This window comes from Dyella sp. GSA-30 (genome assembly GCF_027924605.1).
GTDB lineage: Bacteria > Pseudomonadota > Gammaproteobacteria > Xanthomonadales > Rhodanobacteraceae > GSA-30.
Window position 1 is genome coordinate 1,720,594 of sequence record NZ_AP027042.1, and the last position, 17,071, is coordinate 1,737,664.

A 17,071-nucleotide genomic window follows, 5' to 3' on the forward strand; every position below is an offset into this window, starting at 1 on the left:
CAGCCGGCACGCGCCGGATTTTGCATGCCGTACCTATCAGTCTTGCTTACATCGCTTGCCCCGGAGCAGGTCTACGGTGTGATCCGCGGACGATTTGCGCTTCAATAGCCCGAAGCTGCAAGGCGAGAGGTGTTCGTGATTCAGACCGTTTGGCCTTACCTGGCCCTGATGTTGCTGGCCGCCGGCTTGTTTCCTGCGCTGGAGCGGCGTTACAACTGGCGACTGTTCCAGGTGTTTCCGCCGATCGTACTGACCTATCTGGGCGTGACGGCGCTCGCGGTGGTCGGGCTTTGGCAGGTCAACGACGCCATTCGTGCGGCGCAGGCGACCATCGTCGCGCAACTGGTTCCCGCGCTGCTGTTCCTGTTGATGATCAACTGCGATCTGCGCGCCATTCTTGCGCTGGGACCGCGCGTACTTGCGGTGTTCACCTGCACCGCGATCAGTCTGTTTGCGGCATTCGTGCTGGTTTTTCTCGCTTTCAGGCACTGGCTGCCGGGTAGCGCGTGGCAGCCGTTGGCGGCGCTTTCCGGAAGCTGGATGGGCGGCACCGCGAACATGATCGCGGTGAAGCAGGCCATCGGCATGCCCGATTCGCAGCTCACGTTCTCATTGCTCACCGATGCCTTGTGCTACTCGATGTGGGTGGCCGTGTTGTTCGGCGTGGCACGCTTCGCACCGGCTTTCAATCGTTGGACGCGCGCACGTTCCAGCGCGGAGATGGTGGTGGCGCCGACGCGCACGCACGGCCCGGCCACGCCCGATGGCGTCTTGCTGTGGCTCGGCCTGGCGCTGGCCGTGGCAGCGGGCTCGGCGTGGCTCGGTGAGCGGCTTCCTGCGTCGGGCATGGTGTCGGCCTCGACCTGGACGATCCTGCTGGCGACAGCCGCGGGGTTGGTGGCCGGCATGACGCCGCTGGTGCGCTTTCCCGGTGCCAATGTGATTTCCAGCGCCATGCTGATCAGCGTTGTTGCCGTGCTTGCTTCGCAAAGCAACTTCAGCGGTATCGGCGATGCGCCGATCTATCTGATCTGCGGTATCTGCATCATTGCGGTGCATGCCGTGCTGCTTGCGTTGTTTGCACGCCTGTTTCATTTCGATCTCTATCTATGCGGCATTTCCTCGCTGGCGCACATCGGTGGTGTTGCCGCCACGCCGGTCCTGGCAGCATCGTACGCGCGCAGTCTGGTGCCGGTGGGTGTATTGCTGGCCTTGCTCGGCTATATCCTGGGTACCGGTTTTGGTTTATTAGTGGCGCAGGTGCTGAGCGCGCTGGCAAACGGATGAATATCTTCAAGCATACGTATGGAATGCTGCTGGCCTCACTGCTGGCTGTGATCCCTTGCTTTGCCCAGGCGCTGGACGCGCCGACGTCGCCAGTGGCCATTATGGCCGCTCATCCCGAGCGACTGTCACCAGAGTTCTGGGTACGCCGCGCAAGTCACGCCGATCGCCTGATGATGAGCGACGAGGCGCGTCGTGCACAGAACGCGCGTCTGCTCCGCTCCGATCCAAGCATGCACGACTTGGCCACATTCCCGGCCACGCTGACCGGCGCGCAGATCAGGGCGTGGATCGGGCAACGTTCGATAGTGCCAAGCGGCGTGTTGTACGACGAGCATGGCCAGTCCATCCCGGAAAATCAACGTAACAGTTGGGTGGACAGTCTCGCGCTGGATCGCATTCCTGACGAGCAAGCCGCGCGATATGGCCTGGTGGTCCAGCGTGCACCGCTGCGCACGTTTCCGACGGACACGCGAGTCTTCAATCGGCTGGGCGATACGGATATCGATCGCTTCCAGGAGACGGCTGAGTTTCCCGGAACACCAGTAGTGATTGCGCACGCCAGCGGCGATGGCCAATGGCTGTTCGTAATCAGCCCGCGTTATGCGGCCTGGGTACGTGAGCGCTACGTTGCCGAAGGAACCAGGAGTGTGGTGCTCGGATATGCTGCCGCATCGCCGGCACGCGTGATGACCGGGGCGACAGTGCGAACCGTGTACACACCCGAGCAGCCGGCGTTATCGCAACTGGAGCTCGACATGGGCTCACGTTTTCCACTCAGTCAGCGTGCGGTTTCGGACGAACCCGTCAACGGTCAGCACGCCTACACCAGCCATGTGTTGCAGATGCCGTTTCGCGATCGCGATGGTCAACTTACCCTGGCCGATGCACTGCTGCCACGCAGCGCCGATAGTGCGTCGGACTATCTGCCGATGACACCGGCTAACCTGATTCGCCAAAGCTTCAAGTTTCTCGGTGAACGTTACGGCTGGGGTCATGACTACGATGGCCGCGACTGCAGCGGTTTCACCTCGGAGGTCTATCGCAGTCTCGGTGTCGAGCTGCCGCGCAATACCGGCGATCAGGCGCACAGCCCGGCGCTGAACGGGCGGGCCTTCTCGGTGGCAGACACGCATGAGGCGCGAATGCGCGCGGTGATGTCGCTGCAGATCGGGGACCTGATCTATATCCCTGGGCATGTGATGATGGTGATCGGCCGTATCGACGGCCAGCCCTATGTCATTCACGACACGGCAGGCGTCAGCTACCGCGATGCCGATGGGCAGGTGAAACGCATCAAGCTCAACGAGGTTTCCGTCACGCCCTTTTTGCCCCTGCTATCGGACGACGGTACGCCGTATGTCGACCGCATCACCGATATCGTAAGCATGCATCGCGCGCCATGAAGGTCGTAGAGATAAAACTGGCGATGTTGCGGCTGCCGCTGCGTACCCCATTCAAGACCGCCCTGCGCACCGTCGAGCAACTGGAAGATATCGTCGTGCAGGTGCGTACCGATACCGGCCACGTCGGCTATGGCGAGGCACCGCCTACTGCAGCCATAACGGGTGAGACGCATGCCTCCTTGAAAGAGGCCATTGGCCACTACATCGCCCCGCGCTTGCTCGGCCACGAGATCGAAGACATCGATGGCCTGTCGCAAGCCGTGCAAGGCGCCATCGCCAAGAACACCAGTGCGAAGGCCGCCGTCGACATGGCCTTGTACGACCTGTATGCGCAGCTTCACGGTGTGCCGCTTTATCACCTGCTCGGTGGCAACGAGACGCCTTTGATCAGCGATATCACCATCAGTGTTGGCGACATCGACACGATGGTTGCCGATTCGATCCAGGCCATCGCACGCGGCTTCATGGCATTGAAGATCAAGCTCGGCAAGCATGCCGACACGGATATCGAGCGCGTGCTCGCCATCCATGCCGCCGTTGGCGATCGCGCATCGCTGCGCCTGGATGCCAACCAGGGCTGGACCGCGCAGCAGACGGTGCACATGCTGGAGACGCTCGAGCGTGCGGGGGTGCTGCCCGAGCTGATCGAGCAGCCGGTTCCGGCACATGACATCGATGGGCTTCGTTACATTGTCGAGCGAGTCGAGACACCGGTCATGGCGGACGAAAGCGCCTTCGGGCCCGAAGAAGTGCGGTCACTGCTGACCCAGCGCGCCGCCGATATTATCAACATCAAGCTGATGAAAGCCGGCGGCATCGCACGCGCCTTGCGTATGGCCGATATCGCCGCAGAGTTTGGTGTGCCGTGCATGATGGGCTGCATGCTGGAAAGCGGTATCAGTGTCACTGCGGCGGCCCATGTCGCCGCGGCGCGACCGGACACCATCACGCTGATCGATCTGGATGGGCCCGCGCTATGCGCGGTGAATCCGCTGGATGGCGGCGTGGGATTCGACGGTGCCCACATCGACTTGCCGCATACGCCGGGGCTGGGCATTCGCGCAGTCCGCCATCTGGAGTGGCTATGAATCGCAAAACTATCCAGCGGCTGGCTTGTTTCTTCTTCGTCGCTTTGATCGGCGTCTTCAGCGGTTGCACGCAGAATCTCAAACCGGCGCAGACATGGGCGTCCTCCAGCCAGATGGTGCTGGTCGTCGTGCCCGACTGGAATAGCGATCACGGCAGCCTGCAGACCTATACGCGCAAGGACGGCGTGTGGCAGGCAGCATCGGAGCCGCAGGCCGCCGTCGTTGGCCGTGCCGGCAGTGCCTGGGGGCAGGGGATCAATCCCGTGCCGCACGACGGCCCGATCAAGCGCGAAGGCGACGGCCGCGCGGCAGCGGGCGTTTTTCGTATCGGCGATGCCTTTGGCTACGCTGACCACGCGGTCACCGCGCTCGACTATCGCGCCATGCACGTCGACGACTATTGCATCGACGTGCCGAGTTCACCGCTCTACAACCAGATCGTCGACACCCGCAACGCCGACCCAAGCATCGTCGCCGGCTCTACCGAACCGATGCGCCGCGACCTGCACGCCGATGGCGACCAGCGCTATCGCCTGGGCTTCATCATCCAGCACAACGCCGCAGACACTCCCGGCGCGGGGAGCTGCATCTTCGCCCACATATGGAAATCCCCCGACACCCCCACCGCGGGTTGCACCGCGATGGATGGTGCGGTGATGGAGCGCCTTCTGGCATGGCTGGACCCGAAACAACAGCCCATTTTTGTGCTGCTGCCGCAGACGCAGTACAGGAATCTGCAAAAGGGTTGGGACCTGCCCGCACGGTAAAATTTTCATTTTGTCGCCAACCGAAATACCGCGGTCCAAAACCCGTTATATGCTTAGTGGTGGTAAGGGATAAGCCAACAAGCAGGGGATAGTGTGCTCAAGTGGATCGAGAAGGCATTGGGTCGGCCTGGCGAGAATGCACCTAAGGATGTCGCTAACGATTGGACCGCGCGGCTCAAGACATGGCTGGCCGGTTTGGACCATCTGCCGCAGGGCGAAGGCAGAGCGGGACTTTCCGCGGATCTGCTGTCCTATGTGTCGACTGGAGAACCGACCGCCATTCTTGGCGAGGCCGGGCAGCGCGCCAAAGTAGGCATGCATCTCATGGTCACCGGCTATCACTACGGCCGCCGCGATCGAAACGATGTCAGCGTTGCCGTTTATCGCGACCTGGATGACGTCCCGCCAGCGATGCTGTTGCGTTGGGCGCGCTTGCTCGAAGCGAGCATGGGCAGCCAGGCGAACCGCTTTCGCATTGTCATGCCGGATGGTTCGCACTGGGCTGAGATGCTCATGATGAACAGCGGAGGGACGAGCCCCGGTGGGTGGTCGAGTGAGCGCCCCAAGGCGGTGGGTATTTCCGCCAACTTGATGGAAGCCCTGCTGCTGGAGACGGGACAGCCTGCCGCTGCCTTGCTTGCTGCGTGCTTTGCCACACCAGTCGATTCGGCCTATGGCGCGCAGCAGCGTCTGTTGATGGTTACTGACATCATTGGCTATGCGGGCTGGGTGGAGCGTCACGCCGAGACGCTGCGTCCGCTACTGTTACCGACATCCGTGCAACAGCGCCTGCATGTCGCCAAGATGCTAGAGCCTGTCGATACCGCGATCCTGGCATTGTTTGTGGATGAGTTGGCCGAACTGGCGGTCTCCAACAGCAAACAGGTGCGAGCGGCCGTCGAGCCGTTGCTTCATCGCTGCGCCACGGCCATGTATGCACCGTTGAAGCTGATCGCCGGTTCCGGCAAGCCTGATCAGCGCGTCAATGCGTTGCGCCTGCTATGGACGCTGGCGCAACTGCGCGACGACGAGAATCTTCGTAGCTACGCACGCGACGTTGCGACGGCGGATAAGGCTCCATCGGTGCAGGCTCTCGTCGGGGAATGGGCCAGTCAGCAACAGGCGGTCGAGGCCACTGAAAGAACGCACTACGACTACGAAATCCCGACGATCGAGTGGACCGGCCTACTCACGCCCCAGGTCTCCGCCCGGCTCGACAAGCTTTGGCAGGAACTGAATGAGTCGGTCGATCGGGTCAATCGGCAGATGCGCGAAAGTCACCAGGCCGCGTTGGCCAAGGGGCGTAACTACGGCTTGCATCAGGATGCACACTACACCGACGACAGCCTCGCGCTGCTCAAGAGCTACATCGACTCTCCCGCGCCGGCGTGGAATCAGCCACCGCGAGGAGCTCGTACAGGCTGGCGCCATACCGGGCCGGCATTGACCAAGTTGGCCGGTTGGGAGCATTCCAGTCCGACGCTGATGTTCAAGACGCTCTCGTTCTTCGGTTCGATGACGGACGAGAAAGGACGTATATCGAATATCGCGGTGGCGGTCTTCAACGCCTTGCATCGCGCTACGTCGCGCCCGACCCTGATCGAGCTGGCACAGATCATGGATTCGGCGGGAATGGATACCGACGCACCATTCCATGCCTATTGCCGAACCTGGTCGCCTTTGGGAGAAACCTGGTCAAGCGATGCAGTCTGGCCTTACTTCGCCTCGCGGCTGGAGGTGCTGAGCCAGGCATTGGGACAGGTAAAAGATTATTACTTCGATCGTTCCGCATTGTTCCGTGCTGTCGCCAGCCTGCCGTCACCGCCGCCGATCGTGGTCAATGCTCTGTTCGATCTGGCGTTGGGCATCGCCAAGAGCGAGCGCCTCGCCGCACAGGAGGCCCTGGGCAACCTGCCCGGCAAGGAGGCGCGCATTATCGGCGCGCTGGCAGACGGAAAATCCGAAGTGCGCGAGGTGGCTGCGCAGTGGTTGGGGCGGTTGCGACACGCACCGGCAATCCCCGCGCTGGAGCAAGCCGTCGAAAAGGAAAAGCACGACCTGCCCAAGGGGGCCATGCTCGATGCCTTGCAGGCGCTCGGTCGGCCTGTGGAGAAATACCTCGATCGCGACAAACTGGCTGTTGAAGCCGCCAAATCGCTGAGTAAGGGCCTGCCCAAGGACCTCGAATGGTTCCCTTGGAATGCGCTGCCCGCAGTGCGCTGGGACGATTCGGGCGAGGGCGTGACGGTCAATGTGCTGCGCTGGATGCTGGTGCAGGCAGTCAAGCAGAAATCAGCCGAACCCAACGCCGTGCTGCGCAAGTACTGCGCCATGTTCGAACCGCGCGACCGCGAGCGCTTTGGACAGTTCGTGCTGGAAAACTGGCTGCGCGAGGATATAAAGCCGATTCCGTCGGACGAGGCCATGCGCCGTGCCACCAGCCACGCACAAACCATGCACAACTGGATGCAGCGTAGCCCGCAGTACTACACCGATAGCCCTTTGCTGGGCAAATCGGTGGAGGAGCTCATCGCACATTACCTACCCGGATTTCTGCGCCAGCCACAGGCTTCCGCCACCGGCAGCAAGGGCGTCTTGGCCGTGGCCGCCGCCTGCGCAGGCGCGGGCGCGGCCGATCCGGTCGCACGTTTTCTCAAGGAGTACTACGGCACGCGAGCATCCCAGGGCAAAGCCCTGATCGCGATGCTCGCCTGGATCGAGCACCCGACCGCGACGCAACTCATGCTTTCGATCGGCAACCGGTTTCGTACCAAGAGTTTCCAGGAAGAGGCGACACGTCAGGCCGAGGCGCTGGCCGACCGTAATAACTGGAGTCTGTCGGAGCTGGCCGATCGCACCATGCCCGCAGCGGGTTTCGACAACAACGGCACGATGGAGCTCAGCTATGGCGAGCGTGTCTTCACGGCGCGCCTGATGGCAGACTTCAAGGTCGAGTTGTTCAATCCGGACGGCAAGAAAATCGCCTCGCTGCCCACGCCGCGCCAGGACGACGATGCCGACCAGGCCAAGGAAGCGAAGAAAGCCTTCTCCGCCAGCAAGAAATCGATCAAGTCGATCGTGGAGCTACAGACCGATCGCCTCTACGAAGCCTTGTGTACGGAACGCGACTGGTCGTTCGACGACTGGAACACCTACCTCAATCGCCACCCCATCGTGCGCCGCCTGCTGCAGCGCCTGGTATGGGTCCAGATGGAAGGTGGCGTCGCCACCGCAAGTTTTCGTCCGCTGGACGATGGCACATTGACCGACTGCGAGGACAACGAAGTCACGTTGCCGGCGGATGCACGCGTGCGCATCGCGCATGACACGCTGCTCGCCGAAGGCGCCGTTACGCAATGGCAGCAGCATCTGGCCGACTATGAAATCGTGCCGCTGTTCCAACAACTTGGCAAAGGCGTATTCCAGCCCTCGGCCGAGCAGTTGTCCAAGAGCAACATCCAGGATTTCGAAGGCCACATGCTGGAGACATTCGCCCTGCGTGGGCGCGCCTTGAAGCTCGGCTATACGCGTGGCGCGGCAGAGGATGGCGGCTGGTTCTATACCTACGAAAAGCGGTTCCCGACACTGGGGCTGACCGCCATCGTGCAGTTTACCGGTGGGCCGCTGCCGGAGGAGAACCGCAAGGTCGCGCTGGTCCATCTTTCCTTCGTGCCCAGCGGTGAAAACCATTGGCACCGCAACGAGCTGGCCTTGTCGAAGGTGCCCAAGATCCTGTTGTCCGAGTGCTACAACGATCTGCGCCTCATCGCCGCGGAAGGTACCGGGTTCGATCCGGATTGGCAGAAAAAGAGCGAGTACTGAGACGCCCCATGAGCGAATTTTCACGAGCTATCCTGCGTGCGCCGGCCGAGCAGGTCCACGCCGGTGAATTGTCCCGCCTTGCCGAGGGCGATACTGGGCCGCGTCCTGAAGGCTGGCGCCTGTCGCCGCGCGCGGTACGCGCTTTCATCATCGGCGACAGCAAGCGCGATGTACGGCGCAAGTTTTACGGTGACGACGCCCTGATCGATCGCTGCATCGTCACCCTGATGAGCAATCGCGGCCTGTTGCTCGTAGGCGAGCCGGGAACCGCCAAATCGATGCTTTCCGAGTTGCTCTCGGCGGCGATATCCGGGCAGTCGACCTGCACCATCCAGGGCACGGCCGGCACCACCGAAGACCAGATCAAGTACTCATGGAACTACGCGCTATTGTTGGCCGAAGGACCGACGCAGCGAGCCCTGGTGCGTGGGCCCATCTACGAAGCGATGCGTACGGGCACGTTGTGCCGGTTCGAGGAAATTACTCGCGTGCAGCCGGAGATACAGGACGGTCTGATCAGCCTGTTGTCAGACAAAGTATTGCATGTGCCGGAGCTTGCCGACGACGAGGCGGTCGTCTTCGCTGCTCGGGGCTTCAATGTGCTGGCGACAGCCAATTTGCGCGACCGCGGCGTGCATGAGATGTCCAGTGCCTTGAAGCGTCGCTTCAATTTCGAAACCGTTCGCCCGATTGCCGACCGCAAGCTTGAAACCCAGCTCGTACGCGAGCAGACCGAAGCCCTGCTGCAACAGGCCTCGGTCGACGTCGAGCTCGGCGCGGACGTGATCGAGCTGTTGGTCACCGCATTCCATGACCTTCGCAACGGTGCGACTGCGGAAGGCGTAGTGGTGGAAAAACCCACGGCAGTCATGTCCGCCGCCGAAGCGGTCGCGGTCGGCTATGCGGCAAGCCTGGATGCGCACTATTTCGGCGACGGTAGTGTGGGTGGTGAGCATATTGCCCGCCAGCTCATCGGCACCGTACTGAAAGACAACCCCGATGACGGTGGCAAGTTGCGGCATTATTTCGATGTCGTAGTAAAGCAGCGTGCACAGCGTCATGCGCAGTGGAAGCGCGTGCTGGAGGCGCGGCGCGAGCTTGAACGCTGATTCGCCCGATATCGCAGCGCGGTTGAACGCCGCGGGTTTGCGCGCACTGGGCGCCAGCCTGGTGACGCCGGAGTTGATCATTTTTCCGGTGCGCCATCACAGCCCTGGATGCGCGCTGCATATCCAGCGCATGTTCGAGGAGCAGGCGCCGAGCGTTGTATTGGTCGAAGGCCCTCGCTCGTTTACGCCGCTGCTGCCGCTGCTGACGGATGCGCAGGCGCGCATGCCGCTGGCGATCTATACCTACGCCGTCCACAGCGTGCAGGCCGGCGCAGGCGAACGGCGCAGTGCGGCGTATTACCCATTCTGCGACTACTCGCCCGAACTGGTAGCCCTGCGCGCCGCGTCGGCGGCCGGTGTGCCGACACGCTTTATCGATCTCGACTATGCCGAGCAAAGTCTGCTCGAACAGCGGGCCGAGCAGGTCGATGAAGAAGCCATGTCCCTGCTCGACGAACGGCATTACCGACGCAGCCGCTATTTGCAGGTCTTGGCTGAACAGCTCGGATGCCGGGACCACGAAGAGTTATGGGAGCATCTGTTCGAAGCTACCGCATCCGGACGGTCTTCCGGCGATTACATTACCGACATCGCGGCCTATTGCCAGTTGTCGCGCGTCGATAGCAGCGAACAGGAGTTGAAGGCCGACGGCACCTTGCAACGCGAAGCGGAGATGGCCTGGCATATCCGCGAGGCAGTACGGCGGCGCGAGCCAGGTGAGGGTCCCGTGCTTGCGGTGGTCGGTGGGTTCCATGCCGTGGTACTGCCCGAGTTGCTGGCGCGCGACGAGCCGCGACCGAGCCTCCCGGGTATGCGCGTGTCCGATTCATCGGCTGCATTGATTCGCTACAGCTTCGATCGGCTGGACCGCCTGAACGGTTATTCCGCCGGCATGACCGCGCCGGCGTGGCATCAGCTTCTATGGGAGGCGCAACAGAAGCAGGCAAGGATCAGTCCGGCGGCATCGTTGCGGATACGTCGTGAAGTGGGCTTGCAGTTGCTTTTTGATATCGCCGTCGAGCTGCGCGAATGCCATGACTTCGCCTTGCCGATGCCGGCTGTTGCAGCCGCATACGAACAGATGTTGCGCCTGGCCGCGCTGCGTGGTCGCGCGGTGCCGCTGCGCGACGATGTCCTGGACGCCATCGTAAGCTGTTTCGTCAAGGGCGACGCCGACGCTGACGGCATGCTGGTGCGTCATGTCGCGCAACGCTGGTTCAGCGGCCATGCCATGGGGCGCGTTCCGCCTGGCGCTCCCACGCCGCCGCTGGTGAAGGACTTCGACTATCGTGCGCGGCGCCAGCGCCTGCGCCTGGACGACAGCCAGCCCAGGCGTGCGGCACTGGATATCTATCGCCGCCCGGAGCATCGGCTGACCAGTCGTCTGTTGCACGGGCTGAATCTGCTGGCGGTTCCTTTTGCGGTGCGTACGGCTGGACCGGATTTTGTCGCCGGGGTCGGCTTGGAGCGCTTGCAGGAACAATGGGAGTACAGCTATTCCGCGGCGACCGAAGCGGCATTGGTGGAAGCGTCGGTCTATGGCGTAACCGTGCCGTTGGCCGTGGCGAATCGCTTTTCCGCGCGCCTGGATCGGCTCCATGCCGATGGCCAGGCCAAGGATGCTGCTGCGGCAGCCGCCATGCTGGCGCAAGCCTGTGTGCTGGGTCTGCATGATCACCTGCCGCGCACGCTCGACACCTTGCGTACGGCGATCGCCGGCGATGCCTCGTTCGAGTCGGTTACCAAAGCGGCAGGCAGCATAGGCTTGCTGTGGGAGTCGCGCGAGCCTCTGGAGGCACGAGACGCGCGTGGCATTCCCGTCGTGCTGCAATCGGCCTATGAGCGTGCGATCTATCTGGGTGCCTCATTGCGAAGCATGCAGGGCGACGGCTCCGCCCTGGTCGAGGCACTGGGCCGTCTGCGCGAGTTGTTGATCAGTGCGGCCGGCCGTGACCTCGACGCTGCACTTTATTGGGACATGGTCGGCCAGTTGCACGCAGGCCATCCCGCCGCGGTGATTCGCGGCGCTTGCGCCGGGTTGCTCTATCTCGCCGGACAACTCATGGAAGGCGACCTGGGCCAGGCCCTGGCCGGCCACTTGGGTGGCTTGCGCGATCCGAAGGATGCAGTCGGTTATCTGCGTGGATTGCTTGCGACTGCACGAGAAACCGCGTGGCAGCAGCCGATGGTGCTCCAGTCGCTCGATGCGTTGTTGCAGCAGTGGGGCGAGCCGGCTTTCGTGGCCTGTCTGCCGGAGCTTCGCCTGGCGTTTTCCAGCATGACGCCGAAGGAGACCGACCGTGTGGCCGAGGCAGTGGCCCAATTGCATGGTGCCGCCAACCTGGGTCGGTTGGTCGACTATCAACTGGATGAAGCACAGGTTCAGGCCAATCTTGCCCTTTCGGCCGTGCTGCGTGAGGTCTTTGCATCCGATGGCCTGGACGCATGGTGGGACGCATGAATCCCCTGGACCGCTGGCGCCTGGTATTGGGGCGATATGCCGACAGACGGTTGCCGGGCGCTGCCGGTGGCAGTAGCGGCTATGCACGTATGGATCGCGCCCTCGATTACCTTTATGGCCGCGAATACAAGGGCAGGGGACTGCGTCAGGAGCTCGGGCCAGGTTCCCTCGACCCATCTCAACTCACCTTGGTGACCTGGCTCAACGAGGTGCGCGAGCTGTTTCCGCAGGACACGGTCGAAGTGATCGAGAAGCACGCGCTCGACCGCTACGGGATGACCGAGCTGGTCACCGATCCGCGTACGCTCGAACGGCTGGAGCCGAACCAGCAACTGCTGCGTACCTTGCTCACCTTGCGCGGGCACCTGAAGGGCGAAGTGCTCGAGGTGGCGCGACGGATTGTGCGCAAGGTGGTGGAGGAGCTCAAGCGCAAGCTGGAATCTGAAATACGCCAGACCCTGACCGGGCGCTTGAATCGCTTTCGCCATTCACCGATGGCGATAGCGCAGAATTTCGATGCGGCCGGTACGGTACGGCGCAATCTGAAGCACTACGATGCAGAACGCGGCAAACTGGTGATCGACCAGGTGCGCTTTTTCGAGCGCAATACGCGGCGTCTGCCTTGGGACATCATATTGTGCGTGGACCAGAGCGGCAGCATGGCCGACTCGGTGATTCACAGTGCGGTGATGGCCGGCATCCTTGCCGGACTTCCGGCATTCCGCGTGAAGATCGTCGTGTTCGATACCAACGTAGTCGATCTGACCGGCCATTCCCACGATCCGGTCGAAATGCTCATGCGCGTGCAATTGGGTGGCGGTACCGATATTGCTCAGGCCGTCCGTTACTGCGCACAACTGGTGGAAAATCCGCATCGAACCGTCATGGTGCTGATCACCGATTTTTGCGAGGGTGCATCACCGGGCGAGCTGGTGCGTGCCGTCAAGCAACTGGCCGAGGCCCGCGTCAGGTTGATTGGCCTGGCCTCGCTCGACGGGCAATCGGATCCGGTATACGACCGTCAGATGGCCGAGCGCCTGGCCGCTTGCGGCATGGAGATCGCCGCGCTGACACCGCAGCGTCTCGCGCAATGGCTGGTCAAGGTGATCTCGTGAGTACCGTGCGCGAGCAATTACAGGCCCAGCTATCGCGTTATGACGACGATGCATTCGCGGCACTCGCCAACCGTGGCCTGTTGCGCCGTGCGTACAAGGATCTGGAAAGCCACGCGCCGACCATTGTCAACGAGTCCGATGAGGCACTGCATCTTGCCTTTGCCGGACAAGAGGTGCGTTTTGATCTGCGCGGGCCGGCGCAGGCGCAATGTAGTTGCCCGGCCAGCGGCGTGTGTCAGCACATGCTTGGCGCGGCTATCGGGCTGCGGCGCCTGTTGGAAGAGTCCAGCGCCGGATCGGAGCAGCGCGATACGGTCGAACCGAACATGGCTCCGATCGCCGAGCCTGCCGCTTCTGCCGTGCCCTCGAATGAACTGCTGCGCGATGCGCTGCTTGCCATGTCGTACGCCGATCTGCTCAAGCACGCCGGCAAGGCCGGTTACCGCTGGGCCTGGCAGTGCGTGCAGGATCTGGAGCCGGAGCAAGACATCCGATTGAGCGGCGAGCGCAATATCGTGATCGAGCTCATGCGACCGCGCATGAGCTTTCGCTACATGGGAGGAGCGCTCGATAGCTTGATCGTGGATACACAGACCGCACAGGTGGCCAAGTATCGCGTGGCTGCCGTGCTTGCATTCCAGCGCGCGCACGGTATCGCGCTGCGCGAACCCGATGCACCAGGCAAGCTCAGGAACGCCGAACTCGATCTGGGCAAGGATCATGCGCTTGCACAAACAGGCGTGGTGGCTCTGCTGGACTCGCGCACACGTTTGCACGTGGCTGTGCGTGATTTGTTGCAGGAATGCATCGCGCTAGGTCTGTCGCATCTGTCCGAGGCAGTGCAGCAACGTTATGCGACGCTGGCGGTATGGGCGCAAGGCGCCGAATACTACCGACTGGCGCTGCTGCTGCGACGCCTTGCCGATCATGTCGAGTTGCTGCTCGATCGCGCCGGCAACGCCGACGAACACACGCTGCTTGACGAGATCAGTCTGGCATTCGGCCTGATACTGGCGTTGGGCCGCACCGGTGCCCATGGCCCACCAGCACATCTGGTCGGGCGGGCACGCACTCGCTATGAAGCGGCAGGTACGCTCGAATTGTTGGGACTGGGTGCCAGCGCCTGGCGCTCCGCTTCGGGTTATATCGGATTGACGATGCTGTTCTGGTCACCGGCCGACCGTACGTTTCTCTCGTGCACCGATGCACGCCCCGAGTCCCAGGGCGGCTTCAATCCTGTCGCCCGCTACAAGGCTGCCGGACCATGGGGCGGCCTGGGTGCACCAGCGCAAGCCACGGGACGTCGCCTGCTGTTGACGAATGCGCAGCTCAACGCGGCGGGCCGTCTGTCGGCAGCAGAGCATACGAACGTGGCGGTACAGCAGGTTGCCGCACATGCATTTCTGCAACAGCTTCAGCCTGCCGCAAACTGGCAGGTGTTGCGGCAGGCGAGACAGCTGCAGCAACGCAGCCTGTTGGCCGAGGCCCGCCCCATGAACGACTGGGTGGTCCTGCAGCCCAGTCGCATCGGTGCCGCCCATTTCGACTCTACGCGACAGGTCCTGATCTGGCCGGTGTACGACGAAACCGGCGACGGTCTGATGATCGAGTTGCCCTATTCGCCTTATACCGAGCACGCCATTGCTCGCATCGAACAGTTGGCCGGAAGGACCTGGTTTATCGGCGACCTGCTGCTGGTGCGCCTGCGTGACGGAGCGACTGGAACGATTGGCGAACCCTTGAGCATCATCAAGACCGGCATGGCGGACGATGCCAACCCGGTCGACGCGTTGCATTTTGACGCCGGCCCCGCACCGGACGCATTGTCGGAGTGGTTGAACAAGTCGAGGCGTCCGCCCAGTCATCCGGGAGCGGATCGCGGGCAGTCGGGTCGTCCATCCGCGAGTCCCGAGCGACTGCGCAGTTTTCGCCATTGGTTGCGCCGGCAAGCCGAGCGAGGCACCGGCGCGGAGTCGGCGATTCAGCTATCGGACGAATTGTCCGGATGGCAGTCCAGGCTGGTTGCTGCCGGCCTGACCGCCTTTGGGGGCTTGAGCGAAAAGCTCGATGTCACCGCACGTCTATTGGCAGCCAACTACGTCTGCATGCAATGCGAGCGCATGATCGATGGTTCGGACGGTTCGATCAATTTCTGACCTGCGGCAATGGGCGAACCATCGTTGCGTGACGATGGGTGCAACCAGGTGCCGGGCCGTGCGGAGCATGGTTTATGCCCGCTACACTGGAGAGGTCCGGTGCCCCGCCGGGGTCGTACTGGTCAATGGAAATGCGATACTTTTGCGGGCATTTCCTGCTATTTACGCCGGTCAATACTTTATAATTCAATAGCTTAGGCCTCGTATGCTCCTGATGATCGACAACTACGACAGCTTCACCTTCAACCTCGTGCAGTACCTGGGCGAGTTGGGCCAGGACGTGAAGGTGGTTCGTAACGATGCGCTGGATGTGGCGGGTATCCGCGCGCTCAGGCCGTCGCACATCATGATTTCGCCGGGGCCGGGCACGCCGGATGATGCCGGCGTATCGCTGGACGTCCTGCGTGAGCTTGGCGCTGAGATTCCCGTGTTCGGCGTGTGTCTGGGACATCAGGCGATCGGCCAGGCCTTCGGCGGCAAGGTGATTCGCGCCAAGCAGATCATGCATGGCAAGACGTCGCCGGTGCGCCACCGCGGCGAAGGCGTGTTCGCCGGATTGCCCGATCCGTTCGAGGCCACGCGCTATCACTCGCTGGTGGTAGAGCAGTCCTCGTTGCCCGATTGCCTGGAGGTGACCGCGTGGACCGAGCACGCCGACGGTTCGATCGATGAGATCATGGGCCTGCGCCACAAGACGCTGCCGGTGGAAGGCGTGCAGTTTCATCCAGAGTCGATCCTGACCCAGTACGGTCACGATCTGCTGAGCAATTTCCTTGGCCTGCCGCTGAAGAAGCTGGCGGCATGAATGCACGGCAAGAGAATGTAGGGCGCCGGGTGAGCATCACGCCGCAGGAGGCTCTGCAGCGCACGATCGAGCACCGTGAGATCTTTCACGACGAAATGATCGAGCTGATGGGCCAGATCATGCGCGGCGAAGTCAGCCCGCTGATGACCGCAGCGATCATCACCGGCTTGCGCGTCAAGAAGGAAACCGTGGGCGAGATCACCGGCGCCGCGCGCGTGATGCGCGAGCTCTCGACCAAGGTCGACGCGCCACCGCATCCGCACTTTGTCGACATCGTCGGTACCGGCGGCGACGGTGCGTCCAGTTTCAATATCTCCACGGCGTCGATGTTCGTCGCTGCCGCGGTCGGCGCACGCGTCGCCAAGCACGGCGGACGCAGCGTGTCGTCGAAGTCGGGCAGTGCCGATGTGCTCGAAGCGCTAGGCGCGAAGATCGACCTGTCACCGGCACAAGTGGCCCGGTGCATGCAGCAGACTGACATCGGCTTCATGTTCGCGCCCAATCACCATCCGGCCATGAAAGTGGTCGCGCCGGTGCGCAAGGAAATGGGTGTACGCACCTTGTTCAACATCCTCGGGCCGCTGACCAATCCGGCCGGCGCGCCGAATATCCTGATGGGGGTGTTCCATCCCGATCTGGTCGGTATCCAGGTGCGTGTGCTGCAGGCGCTGGGCGCGCAGCATGCGCTGGTGGTGTGGGGCCGTGACGGCATGGATGAGATCTCCCTGGGCGCCGCGACCCTGGTGGGCGAGCTGCGCGATGGTGAAGTGCGTGAATACGAGGTGGAGCCGGAGGATTTCGGCCTGGCCATGGCCTCCAGCCGCAACCTGCGCGTGGAGAACGCCGATGAGTCCCGCGCCATGCTGATCGAGGCGCTGGAAGGCAAGCGCGGCGTGCCGCACGACATTGTCTGCCTGAACGCCGGGGCCGCCCTTTACACGGCCAATGTGGCCCATAGCATCGATGAGGGTATCGAGCGGGCACGGGCGGCGATTGCCTCCGGTGCGGCACGTGCCAAGCTGGATCAGTTCGTGGCGGCGACCCGACAGCCAGTCTGA

Annotated in this window: 11 protein-coding genes; all 11 read left to right on the forward strand. The window is 62.6% G+C overall.

What is annotated here, in order from left to right; genetic code table 11:
* Window positions 1-135: 135 nt before the first annotated feature.
* The 11 genes from QMG46_RS07580 (at window position 136) to trpD (ending at window position 17,071) form a co-directional block, all read left to right on the forward strand.
* Entirely contained in the window at window positions 136-1,287 is a 1,152-nt protein-coding gene (locus tag QMG46_RS07580) for a DUF819 family protein (protein ID WP_281851886.1), read from the forward strand.
* Window positions 1,284-2,690 (forward strand): C40 family peptidase, encoded by a 1,407-nt coding sequence (locus QMG46_RS07585; protein WP_281851887.1) that lies wholly within the window; start codon window positions 1,284-1,286, stop codon window positions 2,688-2,690. The genes QMG46_RS07580 and QMG46_RS07585 overlap by 4 nt, the downstream gene beginning before the upstream one ends.
* On the forward strand, window positions 2,687-3,778 hold the full coding sequence (locus QMG46_RS07590) for a dipeptide epimerase (protein ID WP_281851888.1): 1,092 nt from the start codon (window positions 2,687-2,689) through the stop codon (window positions 3,776-3,778). Before QMG46_RS07585 ends, QMG46_RS07590 begins: the two co-directional genes overlap by 4 nt.
* Entirely contained in the window at window positions 3,775-4,545 is a 771-nt protein-coding gene (locus tag QMG46_RS07595; RefSeq protein WP_281851890.1) for a L,D-transpeptidase family protein, read from the forward strand. The genes QMG46_RS07590 and QMG46_RS07595 overlap by 4 nt, the downstream gene beginning before the upstream one ends.
* 93 nt (window positions 4,546-4,638) lie before the next feature.
* Entirely contained in the window at window positions 4,639-8,367 is a 3,729-nt protein-coding gene (locus QMG46_RS07600) for a DUF4132 domain-containing protein (RefSeq protein WP_281851891.1), read from the forward strand.
* Between the two features lie 8 nt (window positions 8,368-8,375).
* The gene (locus QMG46_RS07605) at window positions 8,376-9,476 is read left to right on the forward strand and encodes an ATP-binding protein (protein ID WP_281851892.1); all 1,101 of its coding nucleotides are present in this window, start codon (window positions 8,376-8,378) and stop codon (window positions 9,474-9,476) included.
* Window positions 9,466-11,937 (forward strand): DUF5682 family protein, encoded by a 2,472-nt coding sequence (locus tag QMG46_RS07610; protein WP_281851893.1) that lies wholly within the window; start codon window positions 9,466-9,468, stop codon window positions 11,935-11,937. Before QMG46_RS07605 ends, QMG46_RS07610 begins: the two co-directional genes overlap by 11 nt.
* A complete protein-coding gene (locus QMG46_RS07615) occupies window positions 11,934-13,052 on the forward strand; it encodes a VWA domain-containing protein (protein ID WP_281851894.1) in 1,119 nt (372 codons plus the stop codon). The genes QMG46_RS07610 and QMG46_RS07615 overlap by 4 nt, the downstream gene beginning before the upstream one ends.
* The gene (locus QMG46_RS07620) at window positions 13,049-15,208 is read left to right on the forward strand and encodes a YehQ C-terminal OB-fold domain-containing protein (RefSeq protein ID WP_281851895.1); all 2,160 of its coding nucleotides are present in this window, start codon (window positions 13,049-13,051) and stop codon (window positions 15,206-15,208) included. The genes QMG46_RS07615 and QMG46_RS07620 overlap by 4 nt, the downstream gene beginning before the upstream one ends.
* 205 nt (window positions 15,209-15,413) lie before the next feature.
* On the forward strand, window positions 15,414-16,013 hold the full coding sequence (locus tag QMG46_RS07625) for an anthranilate synthase component II (RefSeq protein WP_281851896.1): 600 nt from the start codon (window positions 15,414-15,416) through the stop codon (window positions 16,011-16,013).
* Between the two features lie 29 nt (window positions 16,014-16,042).
* Entirely contained in the window at window positions 16,043-17,071 is a 1,029-nt protein-coding gene (trpD, locus tag QMG46_RS07630; protein WP_281852836.1) for an anthranilate phosphoribosyltransferase, read from the forward strand.